General features: G+C 68.5%; 13 protein-coding genes. All 13 read left to right on the forward strand.

Features of this window, described 5'->3' with window-relative positions:
• Positions 1-103: 103 nt before the first annotated feature.
• Positions 104-1,042: a site-specific tyrosine recombinase XerD gene (gene xerD, locus EDC25_RS03560; protein ID WP_123522648.1), complete on the forward strand. Its 939-nt coding sequence runs from the start codon at positions 104-106 to the stop codon at positions 1,040-1,042.
• Between the two features lie 139 nt (positions 1,043-1,181).
• On the forward strand, positions 1,182-1,904 hold the full coding sequence (locus tag EDC25_RS03565) for a DsbC family protein (protein WP_123522647.1): 723 nt from the start codon (positions 1,182-1,184) through the stop codon (positions 1,902-1,904).
• Between the two features lie 207 nt (positions 1,905-2,111).
• Positions 2,112-3,383, forward strand: a complete 1,272-nt coding sequence (locus EDC25_RS03570) for a hypothetical protein (protein WP_132577237.1) — start codon at positions 2,112-2,114, stop codon at positions 3,381-3,383.
• A 14-nt stretch (positions 3,384-3,397) separates the two neighbouring features.
• Positions 3,398-4,081: a hypothetical protein gene (locus tag EDC25_RS03575; protein WP_123522645.1), complete on the forward strand. Its 684-nt coding sequence runs from the start codon at positions 3,398-3,400 to the stop codon at positions 4,079-4,081.
• A 337-nt stretch (positions 4,082-4,418) separates the two neighbouring features.
• Positions 4,419-6,482 (forward strand): hypothetical protein, encoded by a 2,064-nt coding sequence (locus tag EDC25_RS03580; RefSeq protein ID WP_123522644.1) that lies wholly within the window; start codon positions 4,419-4,421, stop codon positions 6,480-6,482.
• 99 nt (positions 6,483-6,581) lie between these two features.
• Positions 6,582-10,403, forward strand: a complete 3,822-nt coding sequence (purL, locus tag EDC25_RS03585) for a phosphoribosylformylglycinamidine synthase (RefSeq protein ID WP_123522643.1) — start codon at positions 6,582-6,584, stop codon at positions 10,401-10,403.
• Complete coding sequence (locus EDC25_RS03590) at positions 10,403-11,158, forward strand: exosortase H-associated membrane protein (protein ID WP_123522642.1); 756 nt, start codon at positions 10,403-10,405, stop codon at positions 11,156-11,158. Before purL ends, EDC25_RS03590 begins: the two co-directional genes overlap by 1 nt.
• Position 11,159: 1 nt before the next feature.
• Positions 11,160-12,896, forward strand: coding sequence for a type II secretion system ATPase GspE (gene gspE, locus EDC25_RS03595; protein ID WP_123522641.1), 1,737 nt, complete (start codon positions 11,160-11,162; stop codon positions 12,894-12,896).
• 24 nt (positions 12,897-12,920) lie between these two features.
• Positions 12,921-14,138, forward strand: a complete 1,218-nt coding sequence (gene gspF, locus EDC25_RS03600) for a type II secretion system inner membrane protein GspF (protein ID WP_123522640.1) — start codon at positions 12,921-12,923, stop codon at positions 14,136-14,138.
• Positions 14,139-14,140: 2 nt separating this feature from the next.
• Positions 14,141-14,533, forward strand: a complete 393-nt coding sequence (locus EDC25_RS03605; RefSeq protein WP_123522639.1) for a type II secretion system protein GspG — start codon at positions 14,141-14,143, stop codon at positions 14,531-14,533.
• A gap of 147 nt (positions 14,534-14,680) precedes the next feature.
• Positions 14,681-15,286: a type IV pilus modification PilV family protein gene (locus EDC25_RS03610; protein WP_164484108.1), complete on the forward strand. Its 606-nt coding sequence runs from the start codon at positions 14,681-14,683 to the stop codon at positions 15,284-15,286.
• Entirely contained in the window at positions 15,283-15,744 is a 462-nt protein-coding gene (locus EDC25_RS03615) for a GspH/FimT family pseudopilin (protein ID WP_123522637.1), read from the forward strand. The genes EDC25_RS03610 and EDC25_RS03615 overlap by 4 nt, the downstream gene beginning before the upstream one ends.
• On the forward strand, positions 15,741-16,502 hold the full coding sequence (locus tag EDC25_RS03620; RefSeq protein ID WP_164484107.1) for a prepilin-type N-terminal cleavage/methylation domain-containing protein: 762 nt from the start codon (positions 15,741-15,743) through the stop codon (positions 16,500-16,502). Before EDC25_RS03615 ends, EDC25_RS03620 begins: the two co-directional genes overlap by 4 nt.
• The last annotated feature ends 12 nt before the right edge of the window (positions 16,503-16,514 follow it).

Raw genomic sequence — 16,514 nt, forward strand, 5'->3', positions numbered from 1 at the left:
GGGACTTGGCAAGGGCAATGCGGGGCGGGGACCATACTGCAGAAGTATCCCGCCTGCACGCGCGGCCGCGCCGCGCGAACGACACATCCTCCGGACATCGCGCATGGTCCAGCTCCACGACAAACCGGCGTTGCCGCTGCCCCCGCTGCCGGATGACCAGGCGGCGCTGGTCGAGCGCTTCCTTGACCAGTACTGGGCCGAAACCGGCGCCAGCGCCAATACGCTGGCCGCCTACCGCCAGGACCTGGGTGGTTTCGCGCGCTGGCTCAGTGGCCGTGGCCGTTCGCTCTCGGGCTTCGAACGCGCCGATCTCTACGATTTCCTCGCCGCCCGCCTCGAGGCCGGCTACCAGGCGCGCAGCAACGCCCGCCTGCTGTCCGGCCTGCGCCGGTTCTGCCAGTGGCAGTTGCGGACCGGCGCGATCAGCGTCGATCCCACGGCGCTGGTGGACGGGCCGCGCCTGCGCCGCGGGCTGCCCAAGGCGCCCGGCGAGGGCGAGGTCGAGGCGCTGCTGGCGGCGCCGGACCTCGACCAGCCCGAAGGCCTGCGCGACCGCTCGATGCTGGAGCTGATGTACGCGACCGGATTGCGCGTCTCGGAGCTGGTCGGACTGGAACTGGCGCAGATCAACCTTCGCCAGGGCGTGCTGCGGGTCACCGGCAAGGGCGACAAGGAGCGACTGGTGCCGGTCGGAGACGAGGCGGCGCACTGGTTGCAGCGCTATCTCGCGGAGGCGCGCCCGAGCCTGGCCGGGCGGGCGGCCAGCCAGCAGCTGTTCCTGGCCGCCGGGGGCAAGGCGCTGACCCGCCAGGCTTTCTGGGCGGTGGTGAAACGCAACGCCGCCGTGGCCGGCATCCGGGGCGACCTGTCGCCGCACGGACTGAGGCACGCTTTCGCCACCCACCTGCTCAATCGCGGCGCCGACCTGCGTGCACTGCAGCTGCTGCTGGGCCACGCCAGCCTGTCGACCACGCAGATCTACACCCTGGTGGCGCGGGAAGGCCTGAAGCGCCTGCATGCCCGCCACCATCCGCGTGGCTGACGAAGGCGCGACACCCGTCGGCCGGCGCCGGACGGGACCGCCGGGGCCGAGCCGGACTAGAATCCCCTTGTTCGCCGCTGCGGAACCATTCCGGCCCGCCGCTGTCCGACGATTTTCACGACCCTCCGGAATCCTGCACATGATGAAGCCCCTTGTCCTGGCCAGCCTGTTCGCGGCCGCCTCTTTCTCCGCCCAGGCCGATGACAAGGTCGTGCGTGAAGCCATCCAGACCCTGGTGCCCAACGCCAGCATCGACAGCATCGCCGAGTCGGCGCTGCCGGGCTTCTATGAAGTCAGTCTCGGCGGCCAGCTGATCTACGTCACCACCGACGGCCGCTACCTGGTCCAGGGCAACGTCTACGACATCGCCAACAAGGTCGACCTGACCGAACAGAAGCGCAACGGTGCCCGCGTCGCGGCCCTGGCCGAGGTGCCGCGCGACCGCCGCATCGTCTTCGAACCGAAGGAAGTGAAGCACCGCATCACGGTGTTCACCGACATCGACTGCGGTTACTGCCGTCGCCTGCACCAGGAAATGGCCGAGTACAACGCCCGCGGCATCGCCGTCGAATACCTGTTCTATCCCCGCGCCGGGCTGGGCAGTGAATCCTTCCAGAAGGCCGTCAACGTCTGGTGCGCACCGGACCGCAACGCCGCGATGACGCGCGCCAAGGCCGGCGAGACGCTGGAAAAGCGCGAGTGCGACAATCCGGTGTCCGTCGACTTCCAGCTCGGCCAGCAGATCGGCCTGACCGGCACGCCGGCGCTGATCACCGAAGACGGCACGCTGCTGCCGGGCTACATGCCGGCCGACGCGTTGCTGCAGCGCCTGGACGGCCTGAAGCAGGCCGCCACACAGTAACCCTGGCGCGTCGGGCAACCGCCCGATGCATGAAGAAGGCCCGCTTCGGCGGGCCTTCTTCTTTTCTGTTGGCGTGGACAGCATTTACCTGGCATGTCCCTGACAGCATCCGGGCGCGCCTGACGTATCCATGGAAGTGCGTCGAAGCCAGGAATCCGCCTGGGTTCCGCCGGCCCGTGGCCGCGGCCGCGAAGGACAGGAGACTGTATGGTCACGCCATTTCAACGCCGCCCGACCCCGCTGTCGCTAGCGGCAGTCCTCGTGCTCGCAGGGCTTGCATCCGTTGCCCAGGCCGGGGTGACCGTCCGCTCCGGCCATGCCGGCCACTGGTTCGTCCCCGAGCGCAGCGGCGAGGGCTGGGTGCTGGAAATGCTCGATGCCCGGACCGCTTGGCTGTACTGGTTCACCTATGACGAGCAAGGTGGCCAGCGCTGGATGACTGCGACCGGCCAGGTGGTCGACGGACCGGACGGACAGGCCATCGAATTCCCGCAGCTGGTGGCGACGCGTGGTGCCCGTTTCGGTGCCGGCTTCGATCCTGCAGACGTAATCCGCGAGGACGTCGGTTCGGCACGGCTGGTCTTCGTTGACTGCGAGCATGGCCGTTTCAGCTATGACGCATTCGGGCAGCAGCAGACCTTCCCGGTTTTGCGGCTCGCCCGCGTCCTCGGCACGCGCTGCGAGGCGCCGCATGGCTACACCGGGCGCGACGAGGGTGTTTTCAGCGGTACGTCCGGCTCGTTCTACGATCCGGCACACAACGGCGAAGGTTTCGCCGTGCACTGGACTTCGGCCGACCTGGCCATTCTCACCTGGTACAGCTACGACAGCGAGGGCAACCCGTACTGGATGCTGGGCACCGGGCAGCGCGATAGTGAAGGAATCATCCGCTTCGATGACCTGCATGCCACCCGCGGCGCTCGATTCGGCGCCGCCTTCGAGGACGACGATGTCGAGCGCTTCGCCTGGGGTCACGTCGAATTCAACGCCGATTGCCTCGGCGGCAGTGCGGCGTACGAATCGGTCCTGCCCGACTTCGGCAGCGGCGGTTTCAGTCTCGCCCGCCTCACGGGCCTGTTCGAAACCGCCTGCATGTGGCATCCCACCGTTCGCGCCCTCACCGATCTCCACGACCTGTCCCTGCAGGTCCTGCCCGCCGCCATCGAGGCTCTTCCGGCGAACTCGTTCCAGGTGCAACGGGTGACGGTCGATGCCGAGGGTGGGCTGTGGGCCTCAACGCCCGTCGACGGCGCGCAACGCGTCATACATTTGGCCCCGGGCGCCGGATCATGGATGCTGGTCGGAGAGCTCCGGCAGCTACTGAGCCATCGGGTCTGGGTCGCGGATGCCGACATCTTCGCAACGGGCTCGCTGGACGGCACCCATCTACCGTTGCCAATGCGCAGGCGCGCAGGCGCGCAGGCGCGTGGACGCCAGCCGCCGCCGGTATTCCGCCGAATTCAGTCCTTACCGGCGTAGGTCCCGATGGGCGGTTGCTCGGCGCAACCGCGGGCGCGACCGGCGTGGCAGCCTGGCAATACAAAGGGGCGCGCGGCTTGCTGAAGCTGCCGGCTCCCGATGACAGCGCGGGAACAGGCGAGCTGTTGCCGCGCTTCGCCAGCACGGATGGTGGCCTGGTGATCGGCAGCCATGCCGACATCGGTGTCCTCGAACCACGGGAAACCCGCGTATGGCGCGGGCCTTCGGCGCCTCACCTCGTCGCCGGCGGCGCGGGCCACGCGCTGGAGGGAGCGGCTGCCGCAGGCCGCGACGGACGCGTCGTGTTCGGGGCCGGCACCAGTGCGGGCCGGCGGCCGTGGTACTGGCTTGCTGATCACGACCACGCCGCCTTCATCGATGGCGCGCCGGCGGGCACGCGCTTCCGGATCGGCGGAGCCAGTGCTGACGGCAACCTGCTCGCCGGCTCGCTGCAGAAACCCGCGGCAGGATCGGGCGCGGAATCGTGGGAAACCTTCGTGTGGACTCCGTTCACCGGGCTGGTCGAGCTGCGAGCGCCCATCAACGGGTTGGAACCGGAGGTGGCGGCGTGGCAGGACCTCGCCGTACTCGGAGTCAGCGCCGACGGTCGGCGCGTGGTCATCGGCGATCATCCGGATTCGGTGAACGGCGGGGCCGGCCGTCTGGCGCTGCTGCGGTTGACGCCACGGAACTGGTGAACGGGGCAAAGGTATCGGCCACCCGATCCACGTTGGCCGCTGCGATGGGCGCGCGGGAGTGTCTTTTGGTGCCGAACATGCCTCCGGTTTCCTGGATCGACCGGCTGTCGATCAGACCGTCGCCATCGCTTTGAGTTTTCCTGCGGTCGTGCCCGGCAAGTGCATGCGCCGGGAAGCTTCGGTCGCGGCCATGCCTCCGGATTCAGCGATTGGGCAATCCTGGCAATTCTGCTCTTCGCGCCGATGCGAGATGGATCGGCGCGGAACATCCGCCACTGCACTGATGTACACTCATTGCAAATGCATGGTGTGCATGCCGCAACGGCAAGGAGGAAACATGTCTGCCAGTCACGTTCCGATGCCACGACGCCTGCGCAATGCCTTGGTGTCGGGCCTGCTGCTCTGCGCCGCGCTGGCGCGGGCCGATGCCGGCATGTCGATCCGCTCGGGCCATGCCGGGCACTGGTTCGCGGCGGATCGCAGCGGTGAAGGCTGGGTGCTGGAACTGCGCGATGCGGGCAATGCCTGGATGTACTGGTTCACCTATGACGAGACCGGCGGGCAGCGTTGGCTGACGGCGGCAGGGCAGGTGGTGGACGACGGTGAAGGCGGCCAGCGCATCGAGTTTCCGCAGCTGGTCGTGACGCATGGCGCCCGCTTCGGTGCCGCGTTCGATCCGGAGGATGTGGTCCGCGAGGCGGTCGGTTCGGCCAGCCTGCGCTTCGATGGCTGCGACAGCGGCGAGTTCAGCTACAACGCCTTCAACCAGAGCCAGACCTTCGCCGTCCAGCGCCTGGCGCGGGTCATGGGCACGCGCTGCGAGACGCCGCACGGCGTTGCCGGTCGCGAGGCCGCGGCCTTCGCCGGCGAAAGCGGCTCCTGGTTCGATCCGGCGCACAACGGCGAAGGCTACGCGCTGCACTGGTCGACGCCGGAGCAGGCGATCGTCACCTGGTACAGCTACGACGACCAGGGCCGGCAGTACTGGATGCTCGGCACCGGCCATCGCGATGGCGACGGGCGGATTCTTTTCAGCGATGTGCATGCGACACGAGGCGCGCGATTCGGCACGGCCTTCGATCCGGCCCATGTCGAGCGCTTCGCCTGGGGTGAACTGACCTTCCAGCTTCAGTGCGGCAGCGGTGCGGTGCGTTACGAATCGGTGCTGCCGGCGTTCGGCGAAGGTATCCTGGACCTGCAGCGCCTGACCTCGCTGCACGAAGTCGGCTGCCCCTGGCAGCGGCCCACCCTGGCCGATCTCTACGACATTGATGTCCAGGCGCTGCCAACGACCATTGACGGGGCGTCAGGCGAGCGGGTTTACGCTTTCGATGCGCTGGTCGATGGCCATGGCACCCTGTGGACGGATTCCTCCAGTATCGGTTTCGGGCTGCCGCTCAGGCTCGAAGCGGGCGAGCCGCACTGGCGGACGGCGGGCGAGCTGCAAATGGAAAGCCTGCATTTCAACCGGTTGATGCTGGCCGAGGATGACACCGTCTATGGCAGCGGCAGGCTGCCGGGCGATGCTGACAGCCTGCTGCCGGTGCACTTCGTGGACAACGCGTGGCGGCCGCTGGACATGTCCCTGCCTGACGGGGCGTACATGACGGGAATCAGCGCTTCGGGTGCGCACCGCGTGGGGATGGTGTCCACGGCGGGCGCGCTTCGACAGCCCTGGCAATGGGCTGCCGACACCGGTCTGGACTGGCTGCGTGGGTCCGACGCCGGCGACCCGTCCACGCCACCGCTGCTGGTGCCGTTGTGGACCAATGAAGTCGGGTCTCTTGTCGTGGGAACAGTCGGCGGCCTGCCTCCAACCGCTCCAATTGATGCTTACCGGACATTTTTCTGGCGCGATGACGATACGCCGCGAATGCTGACCGACGACGACTGGTGGCTGTTGGCGCCACGAGCCTGTGCGCGGGACTGCGGGCTCGTGTTCGGTTCAGCGGCGGGGCGGGGGGATCCGGAGTCGCCTGCGGGGGGCGAGCTGCGCAGGGAACCCTGGGTGTGGGATTCGGCGTCGGGGGAAACGCGGTATCTGGGCCGGCTGGGCCCGGTCGAACATCCGCCTGCGTTCCGCATTGCGGCCGTCGCCACTGACGGCAGCGTTGTCGCCGGCAGCTATGGCAGTTTTGCGACCTTCTCCGGCGACGGAGGCGGCCCCGCCTCAGACAGACGTACGCTGGACGGCTATGTCTGGACACCGTTGACGGGACTCGTGTCGATCGGGGACATCCTCGATCCTGCCGGTGCCGCGCCGTCGCAATGGGAAGTGCTGGATGTGGCAGGCATGTCGCGGGACGGGCTGCGCCTGGTGTTGACGAACGGCCGCGGCGCCGGACCCGATTTTCCGCGTCGGCTGGCGCTTCTGGTGCTGTCCCCGCGCCATTGGCTCTGACCACCCGGGATCCGGGTATCCCCGGGGAACGCAGGTTTGAGGCCGGCGGGAGCCGGCCTCGGCTATCCTATTGCGCCTTCCCGGCCCGACCCTGCCTGAATGATCGTCCTGCACGGCGCCGAAGCGCTTTCCCCGTTCCGCCTCGAGCGCCTGAACCTGGCGCTCGAACAGGCCGGCCTCCTCGTGCGTGTCGCCGGGACGTACTGGCGCTACTACGTCGATCTTGAAACCCAGGAGGATGCCGGGCCGCTGGCGCGCATCGGGCGGATCGTCGAAGGCCGCCCGGTGCAGGCCGATGACGACCAGGCCGGCGATGTCCATGTGGTGCCGCGGCTGGGCACCATTTCGCCCTGGTCATCGAAGGCGACGGACATCCTGCGTGGCTGCGGCCTGCCGGTGCGGCGCATCGAGCGCGGCCTGTGCCTGCGCCTGCGCGGCGTCGTCGGAACGCTGCCCGCGGCGGCGCCGCCGATCCTGCACGACCCGATGACGCAGACGCTGCTGGTGCAGGCGCCCACCGCGGCGGAGCTGTTCGCCAGCGAGGTGCCGCGGCCACTGGTCTCGATCGCGCTGGCCGACCTGGCGACCGCGAACCGGACACTGGGCCTGGCCTTGAGCGCGGACGAGATCGACTACCTGCGCGACCGCTACGCCGAACTGGGGCGCGATCCGTCGGATGCCGAACTGATGATGTTCGCGCAGGCCAACTCCGAACACTGCCGCCACAAGGTTTTCAACGCGACATGGACGCTGGACGGCGAACCGCAGTCGCAGTCGCTGTTCGGCATGATCCGCAACACGCACGCGGTGACGCCGGATGGCACGCTGTCGGCGTACAGCGACAACGCCGCCGTCATCGAAGGCCATGTCGCCGCGCGCCTGCGCGTTGATCCGGACTCCGGCGAGTTCGTGCGCCAGCGCGAGGCGGCGCCCTACGCGATCAAGGTCGAGACGCACAACCATCCCACCGCGATCGCCCCACATCCGGGTGCCGCCACCGGCGCCGGCGGCGAGATCCGCGATGAGGGCGCGGTCGGTCGTGGCGGCAAGCCGAAGGCCGGGCTGGTCGGTTTCTCGGTGTCACACCTGCGCATTCCCGGGCAGCCGGAACCCTGGGAGCAGGCGCGTCCGACGCCGCCGGGTTACGCCAGCGCCTTCGAGATCATGCGCGACGGCCCGATCGGCGCCGCCGCCTACAACAACGAATTCGGCCGGCCCTGCCTGGCCGGCTATTTCCGCAGTTTCGAGCAGGCGGACAGCGGCACGCTGGTGCGCGGCTACGACAAGCCGATCATGATCGCCGGCGGGCTCGGTGCCGTGCGTCCCGGCCATGTCGCCAAGCGGCGCGTGCGACCCGGCGACGCCGTGATCGTGCTGGGTGGCCCGGCCATGCTGATCGGCCTGGGCGGTGGCGCCGCCTCGTCGAAGGCGGCCGGCGAAAGCGCCGAACTCGATTTCGCGTCGGTGCAGCGCGACAACCCGGAAATGCAGCGCCGCTGCCAGGAAGTCATCGACGCCTGCATGGCACTGGGTGATGACAATCCCATCGTCGCCATCCACGACGTCGGTGCCGGCGGTCTCAGCAACGCCGTGCCGGAGCTGCTGCACGACGCCGGCGTCGGTGGCCGCCTGGACCTGGCGGCCGTGCCCTGCGCCGATCCCGCGCTCAGCCCCATGGAGCGCTGGTGCAATGAGTCGCAGGAACGCTACGTACTGGCCGTGGCACCCGCCGACCTCGAACGCTTCCAGGCACTGTGCCGTCGCGAGCGCGCGCCCTTTGCGGTGCTCGGCGAGGCCACCGCCGAGGAACACCTGCTGCTGCGGGATGACGTCGCCGGTGTGGTGATCGACCTGCCGATGCAGGTGCTGTTCGGCAAGCCGCCGAAGATGCATCGCGACAGCCGGCACGGGGCGGCGGCCAGGGGATCGGCCGATCTGGCCGGCATCGACCTTGCCGAGGCGCTGCCGCGCGTGCTGTCGCTGCCGACCGTCGGCCACAAGGGTTTCCTCGTCACCATCGGCGACCGTACTGTCGGCGGGCTGTGCGCCCGTGACCAGATGGTCGGTCCCTGGCAGGTCCCGGTGGCCGACTGTGCCGCCACGCTGGCCGATTTCGACGGCCATGCCGGCGAAGCCATGGCGATGGGCGAGCGCACGCCGCTGGCGCTGATCGACGCCGCAGCGAGCGCGCGCATGGCGGTCGGCGAAGCACTGACCAACCTGATGGCGGCACCGGTGGTCCGCCTGCAGGACGTCAAGCTGTCGGCCAACTGGATGGCGGCGGTGTCGCATCCGGGCGAGGACGCCGCGCTGTACGACGCCGTGCGCGCGGTCGGCATGGAACTGTGCCCGGCGCTGGGCCTGTCCATTCCCGTCGGCAAGGATTCGATGTCGATGCAGGTGCGGCACGGCGATGCCGCGACGGTGTCGCCGGTGTCACTGGTCGTGTCCGCATTCGCCCGCATCGGCGACGTCCGCGAGGTGTGGACGCCGCTGCTGTCGGTCGATGCGCCCAGCGACCTGTGGCACATCGACCTGTCGGCCGGTCGCGCCCGCCTGGGCGGCTCCTGCCTGCTGCAGGCCTGGGACCGCCGTGGTGGCGAGCCGCCGGATCTGGATGAACCCGAGCGCATGCGCCGCCTGTTCGCCCTGCTCGCGCAGGCGCGCAGCCGTGGCCTGGTGCGTGCCTACCACGATGTCTCCGACGGTGGCCTGCTGGTGGCGCTGGCGGAAATGGCCTTCGCCAGCCATTGCGGACTCGACATCGACCTTTCGCATGCCGGCGCGAACAGCCTGGCGGCCGCCTTCGCCGAAGAGCTGGGCGTTGTCGTGCAGGTACGGCGCCAGGATCGTTCCGCATTCGAGCGACTGCTCGGCGAGCATTCGCTGTTCGATCTGGCGCGGCCGGTGGCGACGCCGATCGCCGAGCCGGTGCTGCGCCTGTCCGCTGGCGACCGCGTCGAGCAGTGGAGCTGGACCTCGCTGATGCAGGCCTGGACGCGCACGACGCACGCCATGCAGCGACTGCGCGACGAGCCCCGCTGCGCCGACGAGGAACAACTGGCGCGGTGTGACCTCACCGAGCCCGGCATCCAGCCGCTGCTGACCTTCGATCCCGACGAGGACATCGCGGCGCCGTACATCGCCCGTGGCGTCCGGCCGATGGTCGCGATCCTGCGCGAGCAGGGCGTCAACGGCCAGGTGGAAATGGCGGCGGCGTTCGAGCGTGCCGGCTTCAGGCCGATCGACGTGCACATGAGCGACCTTGCCGAAGGACGGCGCGATCTGTCCGCTTTCGCCGGACTGGCCGCCTGTGGCGGTTTCTCCTACGGCGACGTGCTCGGTGCCGGTCGCGGCTGGGCGACGGCGATCCTCGAGAACCCGGCGCTGCACGACATGTTCGCGGCGTTCTTCGCCAGTCGCGACCGTTTCGCGCTGGGTGTCTGCAACGGCTGCCAGATGCTGTCGCAGTTGCGCTCGATCATTCCCGGCAGCCGCCACTGGCCGGCGTTCCTGCGCAACCGCTCCGAACAGTACGAGGCACGCCTGGCGCAGGTCGAAGTCGCGGAGTCGGCTTCATGGCTGTTCCACGGCATGGCCGGCAGCCGCCTGCCGGTGGTCGTCGCCCACGGCGAAGGCCGGGCCGATTTCAAGGCCACGGGGGCCAATGCAGCGCAGGCGCAGGTCTGCCTGCGCTACGTCGATGGCCATGGCGCGGTGGCTTCGGCCTATCCGGCCAATCCGAACGGATCGCCAGCCGGCATCACCGGCCTGTGCAACGAGGACGGCCGCGTGACGATACTGATGCCGCACCCGGAGCGCGTGTTCCGCAGCGCCCAGATGAGCTGGGCGCCGGCCAGCTGGGGCGAGGCGTCGCCGTGGCTGCGCCTGTTCCGCAATGCCCGCAAGGCGGTGGGCTGATGACGAACACCGGTACCCGTCCCTTGCGGCGACTCGTCCTGGCGGCCGCGCTCTGGCTGCCGGCGATGTTCTTCGTCTGGGTGTACTGGTCCAGCGTCTTCGCCCTGCCGGCGACCTCGATGGCGCGCACCGTCCTGGAGCGCGGCTTCGGCGACATCTTCCACTCCACCTACCTGGGCATGCCCCGCGGCGTCGTCGCCGCCGGCGCGCATTTGCCCGTCCAGCCCGGCACGCCGATGGAGGGCGCGACCGCGCGCGATGACCACATCGTGGTGGTGCGCTTCGCCGAGGGCGCGATGCCGGCGCCCATGCTGGCGGAAAAGCGCAGGAGCGGCGAGGAGCCGCTGGCGATGGTCAATTCGATGATCTTCGGCTACGGCCTGGCGCTGATCTGGGGCCTGGTGCTGGCGACGCCGCTGCCGGCCCGGCGGCGCTGGCTGCAGATGGCGATCGGCTGGCTCGCCATTGCGCTGGTACAGGCATTCGGCGTCGTTACCGGCGCGCTGGCCAATGCCCTGCAGTTCCTCGGCGCCGACAGCCTGCGCGCCAACGGTCTGAATCCCGACCTTGTCGCCGGGCTCTACCAGTTCGGCTACCTCATCCTGCCGGCAGTGGTGCCGGTGGTACTGTGGATGCTGATGAACCGCCGGTTCATCGAATCGATGGTCGCCAGCGCGGAACCCTTGGCGGCGCGGCCGGTCAATGTCCATCCCGATGGCGGACCCGTGCCCGCCGCCGATGTCGAGAAACCCTGATATGTCGGCAGTCCTGCCTGAATCCGAGTTCCATCCGGCGCCGCCCGGCACCGGCGAGCACGAGGCGCACATCTGCGCCGTGCTGGTCGAACGCGGCCGCCTGAAGGAAACCGACCTGGCCCGCGCGCGGCGCCTGCACGAGGAATCGGGCGGCAGCCTGGTGGCGCTGCTGACGCGGCTGGGCCTGGCGTCGGAACGCGACGTCGCCGAGGCCATCGCCACGGTGCTCGACCTGCCGCTGAAGTCCTCGAAGGATGCGCCGGAATCGCCGCCGGAGAACATCCAGCTGCCGCTGCGGTTCCTCAAGCAGCACCATGTCGTGCCCATCGCCGAGGGCGAGAACACGGTCGAGCTGCTGGTCGCCGATCCGCAGGAAGACTATCCGGTGCAGGCGGTGGGCCTGGCCACCGGGCGCACGGTGCAGGTGGCGGTGGCGCTGCGTTCAGAGATCGACGACCTGATCGAACGCTACTACGGCCAGGGCCGCTCCGCGCTGGGCACCATCGTCGAAAGCCTCAGCGAAGACGGCTCGCGTGGCGAGGATGATGTCGAGCACCTGCGCGACCTCGCGTCCGAAGCGCCCGTCATCCGCCTGGTCAACATCATCATCCAGCGCGCGGTCGAAGGCCGTGCCAGCGACATCCACATCGAGCCGTTCGAGAACCGCCTGAAGGTGCGCTACCGCATCGACGGCGTGCTGCACGAGGTCGAGTCGCCCCCGGCATCGAGCACGGCCGCGGTGATCTCCCGCGTCAAGATCATGGCCAAGCTCAACATCGCCGAGCGCCGCCTGCCGCAGGACGGCCGCATCATGCTGCGCGTGCAGGGCAAGGAGCTGGACCTGCGCGTGTCCACGGTGCCGACCGCGCATGGTGAAAGCGTGGTCATGCGTATCCTCGACCGCGAAAGCGTGGTCTTCGATTTCAAGAAGCTCGGTTTCACCGACCACTTCCTGCCCAGGTTCCTCAAGGTGCTGGAGCTGCCGCACGGCATCATGCTGGTGACCGGCCCGACCGGCTCCGGCAAGACCACGACGCTGTACACGGCGCTGTCGCAGCTGAACACGCCCGACGTGAAGATCATCACCGTCGAGGATCCGGTCGAATACCAGATCGAAGGCATCAACCAGATCCAGGCCAAGGCGCAGATCGGCCTCGACTTCGCGCAGGCGCTGCGCTCGATCGTGCGCCAGGACCCGGACGTCATCATGATCGGCGAAATGCGCGACCTGGAAACGGCGAAGATCGCCATCCAGTCGGCGCTGACCGGCCACCTGGTGCTGTCGACGCTGCACACCAACTCGGCGGCCGGCGGCGTCACCCGACTGCTCGACATGGGCGTCGACGACTACCTGCTCGCCTCGACCGTCAACGGCATCCTCGCGCAGCGCCTGGTGCGCCGCCTTGACGCCGAGCACGCACAGGCATACACACCGTCGCCGGAAGTCATCCAGCAGTACCAGCTGGAGCGCTACTGCGAGGGCCGCACGCCGCAGCTCTACCGTCCGATGCCCTCGGCGCTGACACCGACCGGCTATTTCGGCCGGACGACGATCATGGAGTTCCTCACCATGACCGAACCGCTGCGCCGGCTGATCATGCAGCACGCCGACGAGCTGAAGCTGCAGGCCCAGGCGCAGGCCGACGGCATGCGCACGATGTTCGAGGATGGCGTCGCCAAGTCCCTGGACGGGCTGACCACCATCGAGGAGGTACTGCGTGTCACGCAGGAATCCTGATCGCCGCCTTGACCGGAACGCGCCATGACGCTGTACCGCTACACCGCCGTCACGCCAGCCGGCGACACCCTTGAAGGGCAGATGGAGGCGGCGAGCGCCGAAGAGGTGATCGCCAAGGTCCAGGACGCCGGCAACATCCCGTTGTCCGCCGTCGAGGCCGATGCCGCCGGCGGCGCGGGCATCGGCGGGCTGCTGCGCAAGCAGGACATGTCGCCGAAACAGATCACCGCGTTCACCGACCAGCTGGCGACGCTGATGGGTGCCGGCCAGCCGCTGGACCGTGCATTGCAGATCCTGCTCGACCTGCCGGAAAGCGAAAAGGCCAAGAAGCTGATCGGTCGCGTGCGCGACCAGGTGCGCGAAGGTTCGTCGCTGTCCGATGCACTGGAAGCCCAGCACAGCTCGTTCTCGCGCCTGTACATCAACATGGTCCGTGCCGGTGAGATCGGCGGCACGCTGGAACGCACGCTGCGCCGCCTCGCCGAGTACATGGACCGCGCGCAGAAACTGCGCAGTTCGGTGATCAGCGCGCTGATCTACCCGGCGATCCTGGTCGTTGCCGTGCTCGGCGCCATCTTCATGCTGCTGATGTTCGTGGTGCCGCAGTTCGTGCCGATGTTCGAGGACATGGGCGCCGAGCTGCCTCTGATGACGCGCATCGTGCTGGCCTTCGGCGACCTGCTCACCGGCTGGTGGTGGCTGCTGATAGGCGGTGTCGTCCTGGTCGCCGTCTGGTTCCAGCGCCAGATGGCGCAGCCGGACAGCCGGCGGGCCTGGGACGAGCGCTTCCTGCGCATGGGCATGTTCGGCACGCTGGTGCTGCGCCTGGATACGGCGCGCCTGGCCAGGACGCTGGGAACTTTGCTGCAGAGTGGCGTTCCATTGCTGCAGGCCCTGTCGATCGCGCGCAACGTGCTCAGCAACACGGTGCTTGCCGAAGCGGTTGACGAGGCCACCGAACTGGTCAAGACCGGTGACGGCCTGGCCTATGCACTGGGCCAGCAGAAACGGTTCCCGAAACTGGCGCTGCAGATGGTGGCGGTCGGTGAGGAGTCGGGCGAGCTGGACACCATGCTGCTGAAGGTCGCCGACACCTTCGACAGCGAGAGCCGCGCCACCATCGACCGCCTGCTGGCGGCGCTGACGCCGGTGCTCACCCTGGTCATGGCGCTGACCGTCGGCCTTATCATGATGGCTCTGCTGTTGCCGATCATGACCATCATGTCCACCGTAGGAGCTTGAACATGCGACATCCACTGCCCCGATTCCAACGCGCCGCGGGCTTCAGCCTCATCGAAATGATCGCCGTTCTGGTGCTGATCGGCATCGTCGCCACACTGGTGGTGCGCAACGTGATGCCGGGCTTCACCGGCGGCCAGGTCAATGCCGCCAAGGCGCAGGTCAACACCGTTTCGACGGCGGTCGAGGCCTACTACATGGAGAACGGCCGCTATCCGGAAACCCTGCGCGAGCTGGTCGGCAAGGGCCTGAAGGAAGCGCAGCTGAAGGATCCGTGGAAAACCGACATCGTCTATCGCCGTCCCGGCGAAGGTGGCCGCGATTTCGACATCATTTCCTATGGCCAGGACGGCAAGCCTGGCGGTGACGGCAACAACGCCGACATCGGCAACTGGTAACCGGGTTGTCCTTCCGCCCCGTCCCGTCAGGTCATCACCATGAGCGAGCCGAGGCGAGAGCAGCGGACGCCGGCCACCGCATCCGCGCGCTGGCCCGGCTTTCCGGGAAAGGGGCACGGACGCGGCCGGCACGGTCCGGCTGAGCGGGTGGCCGCCCGTTCCGGCGACCGTGCGGAAACGTCACGCTGCCCGCGCGGCACGACGCGACCGCTGCCGACCCCACGCGGTTTCACGCTGATCGAGGCGATCGCCGCCTTCGTGCTGCTGGCGTTGTTCCTCGGCGTGCTGATGTCGTCCCTGAGCGTGTCGATGCGCAACACCATCCGCGCCGAACAGGAATCGCTGGCGGCGCAGTGGGCGCAGAGCAAGCTTGACCTGGTCGGCATCGGCGAGAAGCTGGAAGAAGGCTCGACGCGGGGCGAATTCGACGACGATTTCCGCTGGGAAATGAACGTGGAGGAGTACATCGCCGAACGCGAGGTCGAGTCGGAGATTCCCTTCGACCTGGATTCTCTGGGCATGCGCCTGTACCGCGTCGATCTGGATGTCATCTGGGGGGATCGCGACAACGCCCGCAGGGCGCGCTTCACCACCTTGCGCGCGTACTCGCCCGACCAGGCCGTGCTGTTCAATCAGCTCGACGGCGCCGCCGATGCGGCCAGTGCGTCCGGCAGGTCGGGCACGGCCGGCCAGGCGCGCAGCGGCAACAGCCGTCCGGTCCAGGGAGGCAACGACGGGACCGCCCGGAAATGATCGCGCCGCGCTCCCGCCGGATGGGCTTCACGCTGATCGAGATGATCGCGGTGCTGGCGCTGGTCGGCATCATCGCGGTCGCGATGTCGGTCAGCCTGGTCCGGGGCCTTTCCAGCACCAAGGTGAAGGCCGCCAGCCGCGACCTTGCCGCCGCGATGCGCTACACCCGCGGGCAGGCGATCATCAAACGCCAGGAGCGTGCGCTGGAGGTCGATGTCGAGAACAAGACCTACACGGCGCCGGGCAAGCGACCGGTAAAGCTGCCCGACGACATGCACCTGCGGCTGCTGACGACCCGACAGGAGCTCAGCCACGCGGGCGAGACCGCCGGCCGCATCCGCTTCTTCCCGGATGGCAGCTCCACCGGTGGCCGTGTCCGCCTCAGTTCCGGCACACGCGAATGGATCGTCAACGTCGCCTGGCTGACCGGCGAGATCTCGCTGGAGGAAGCGCAATGACACTCGCCGGCAGCAACGGCCGTGGCAACCCGGCAGGGCGCCATCGCAGCGCGGGCTTCACGCTGATCGAGGTGATGCTGGCGATGATCCTCGTCGGCCTGATCATCGGCATCGGTGTCGGCGGCATCCGCATGAGCCGCAAGGCCGCGGAAACCGGCGAACACCGCATCGAGGCGATCAATGCCGTGCGCACCACTCAGGAATTCCTGCGCAAGCAGCTGGCGCGTGCCCTGCCGCTGGCCTTCGACGTCGACCGCACCGAAGGCAGAAACCATGTCTTCGTGGGTGAAGACCGCGAGGTGACGTTCGTGGCGCCGATGCCCGGCTACCTGAGCAAGGGCGGGCCCTACGTCCAGCGCCTGGCGCTGGAACGCGACCGCCTCAACTTCTACCACCGCATGCTGATCAGCGAGGACGACGGGGAAGAGGAGCCGGTGACGTTGCTCGACCGCATCCGTCGCGGCCGGTTCGAATACCGGGGCATCGACGAGGAAGGCAAGCTGGGCGACTGGGAAGACGACTGGGAAGATCCTTCGCGCACGCCGATGATGGTGCGCCTGAGCCTGGAGTTCCAGGACGGCACCTACATGCGCTGGCCGGTCCTCGAGGTGCCGCTGCTGATCGACGTCGGCGGCGTCAACAACGCCTACCGCTTCTTCGGCCCCGCCGAGGACAACAGCGGGCTGATGGGTGAGGGCCAGTTCGTTCCGGGCGCATCGCCCGCCACTTCCACGGGGAACCGCGGTGTCCGTCGCTGAGCGCCGAGTCGC

Origin of the sequence: Pseudofulvimonas gallinarii (genome assembly GCF_004343305.1) — a bacterium.
GTDB lineage: Bacteria > Pseudomonadota > Gammaproteobacteria > Xanthomonadales > UBA2363 > Pseudofulvimonas > Pseudofulvimonas gallinarii.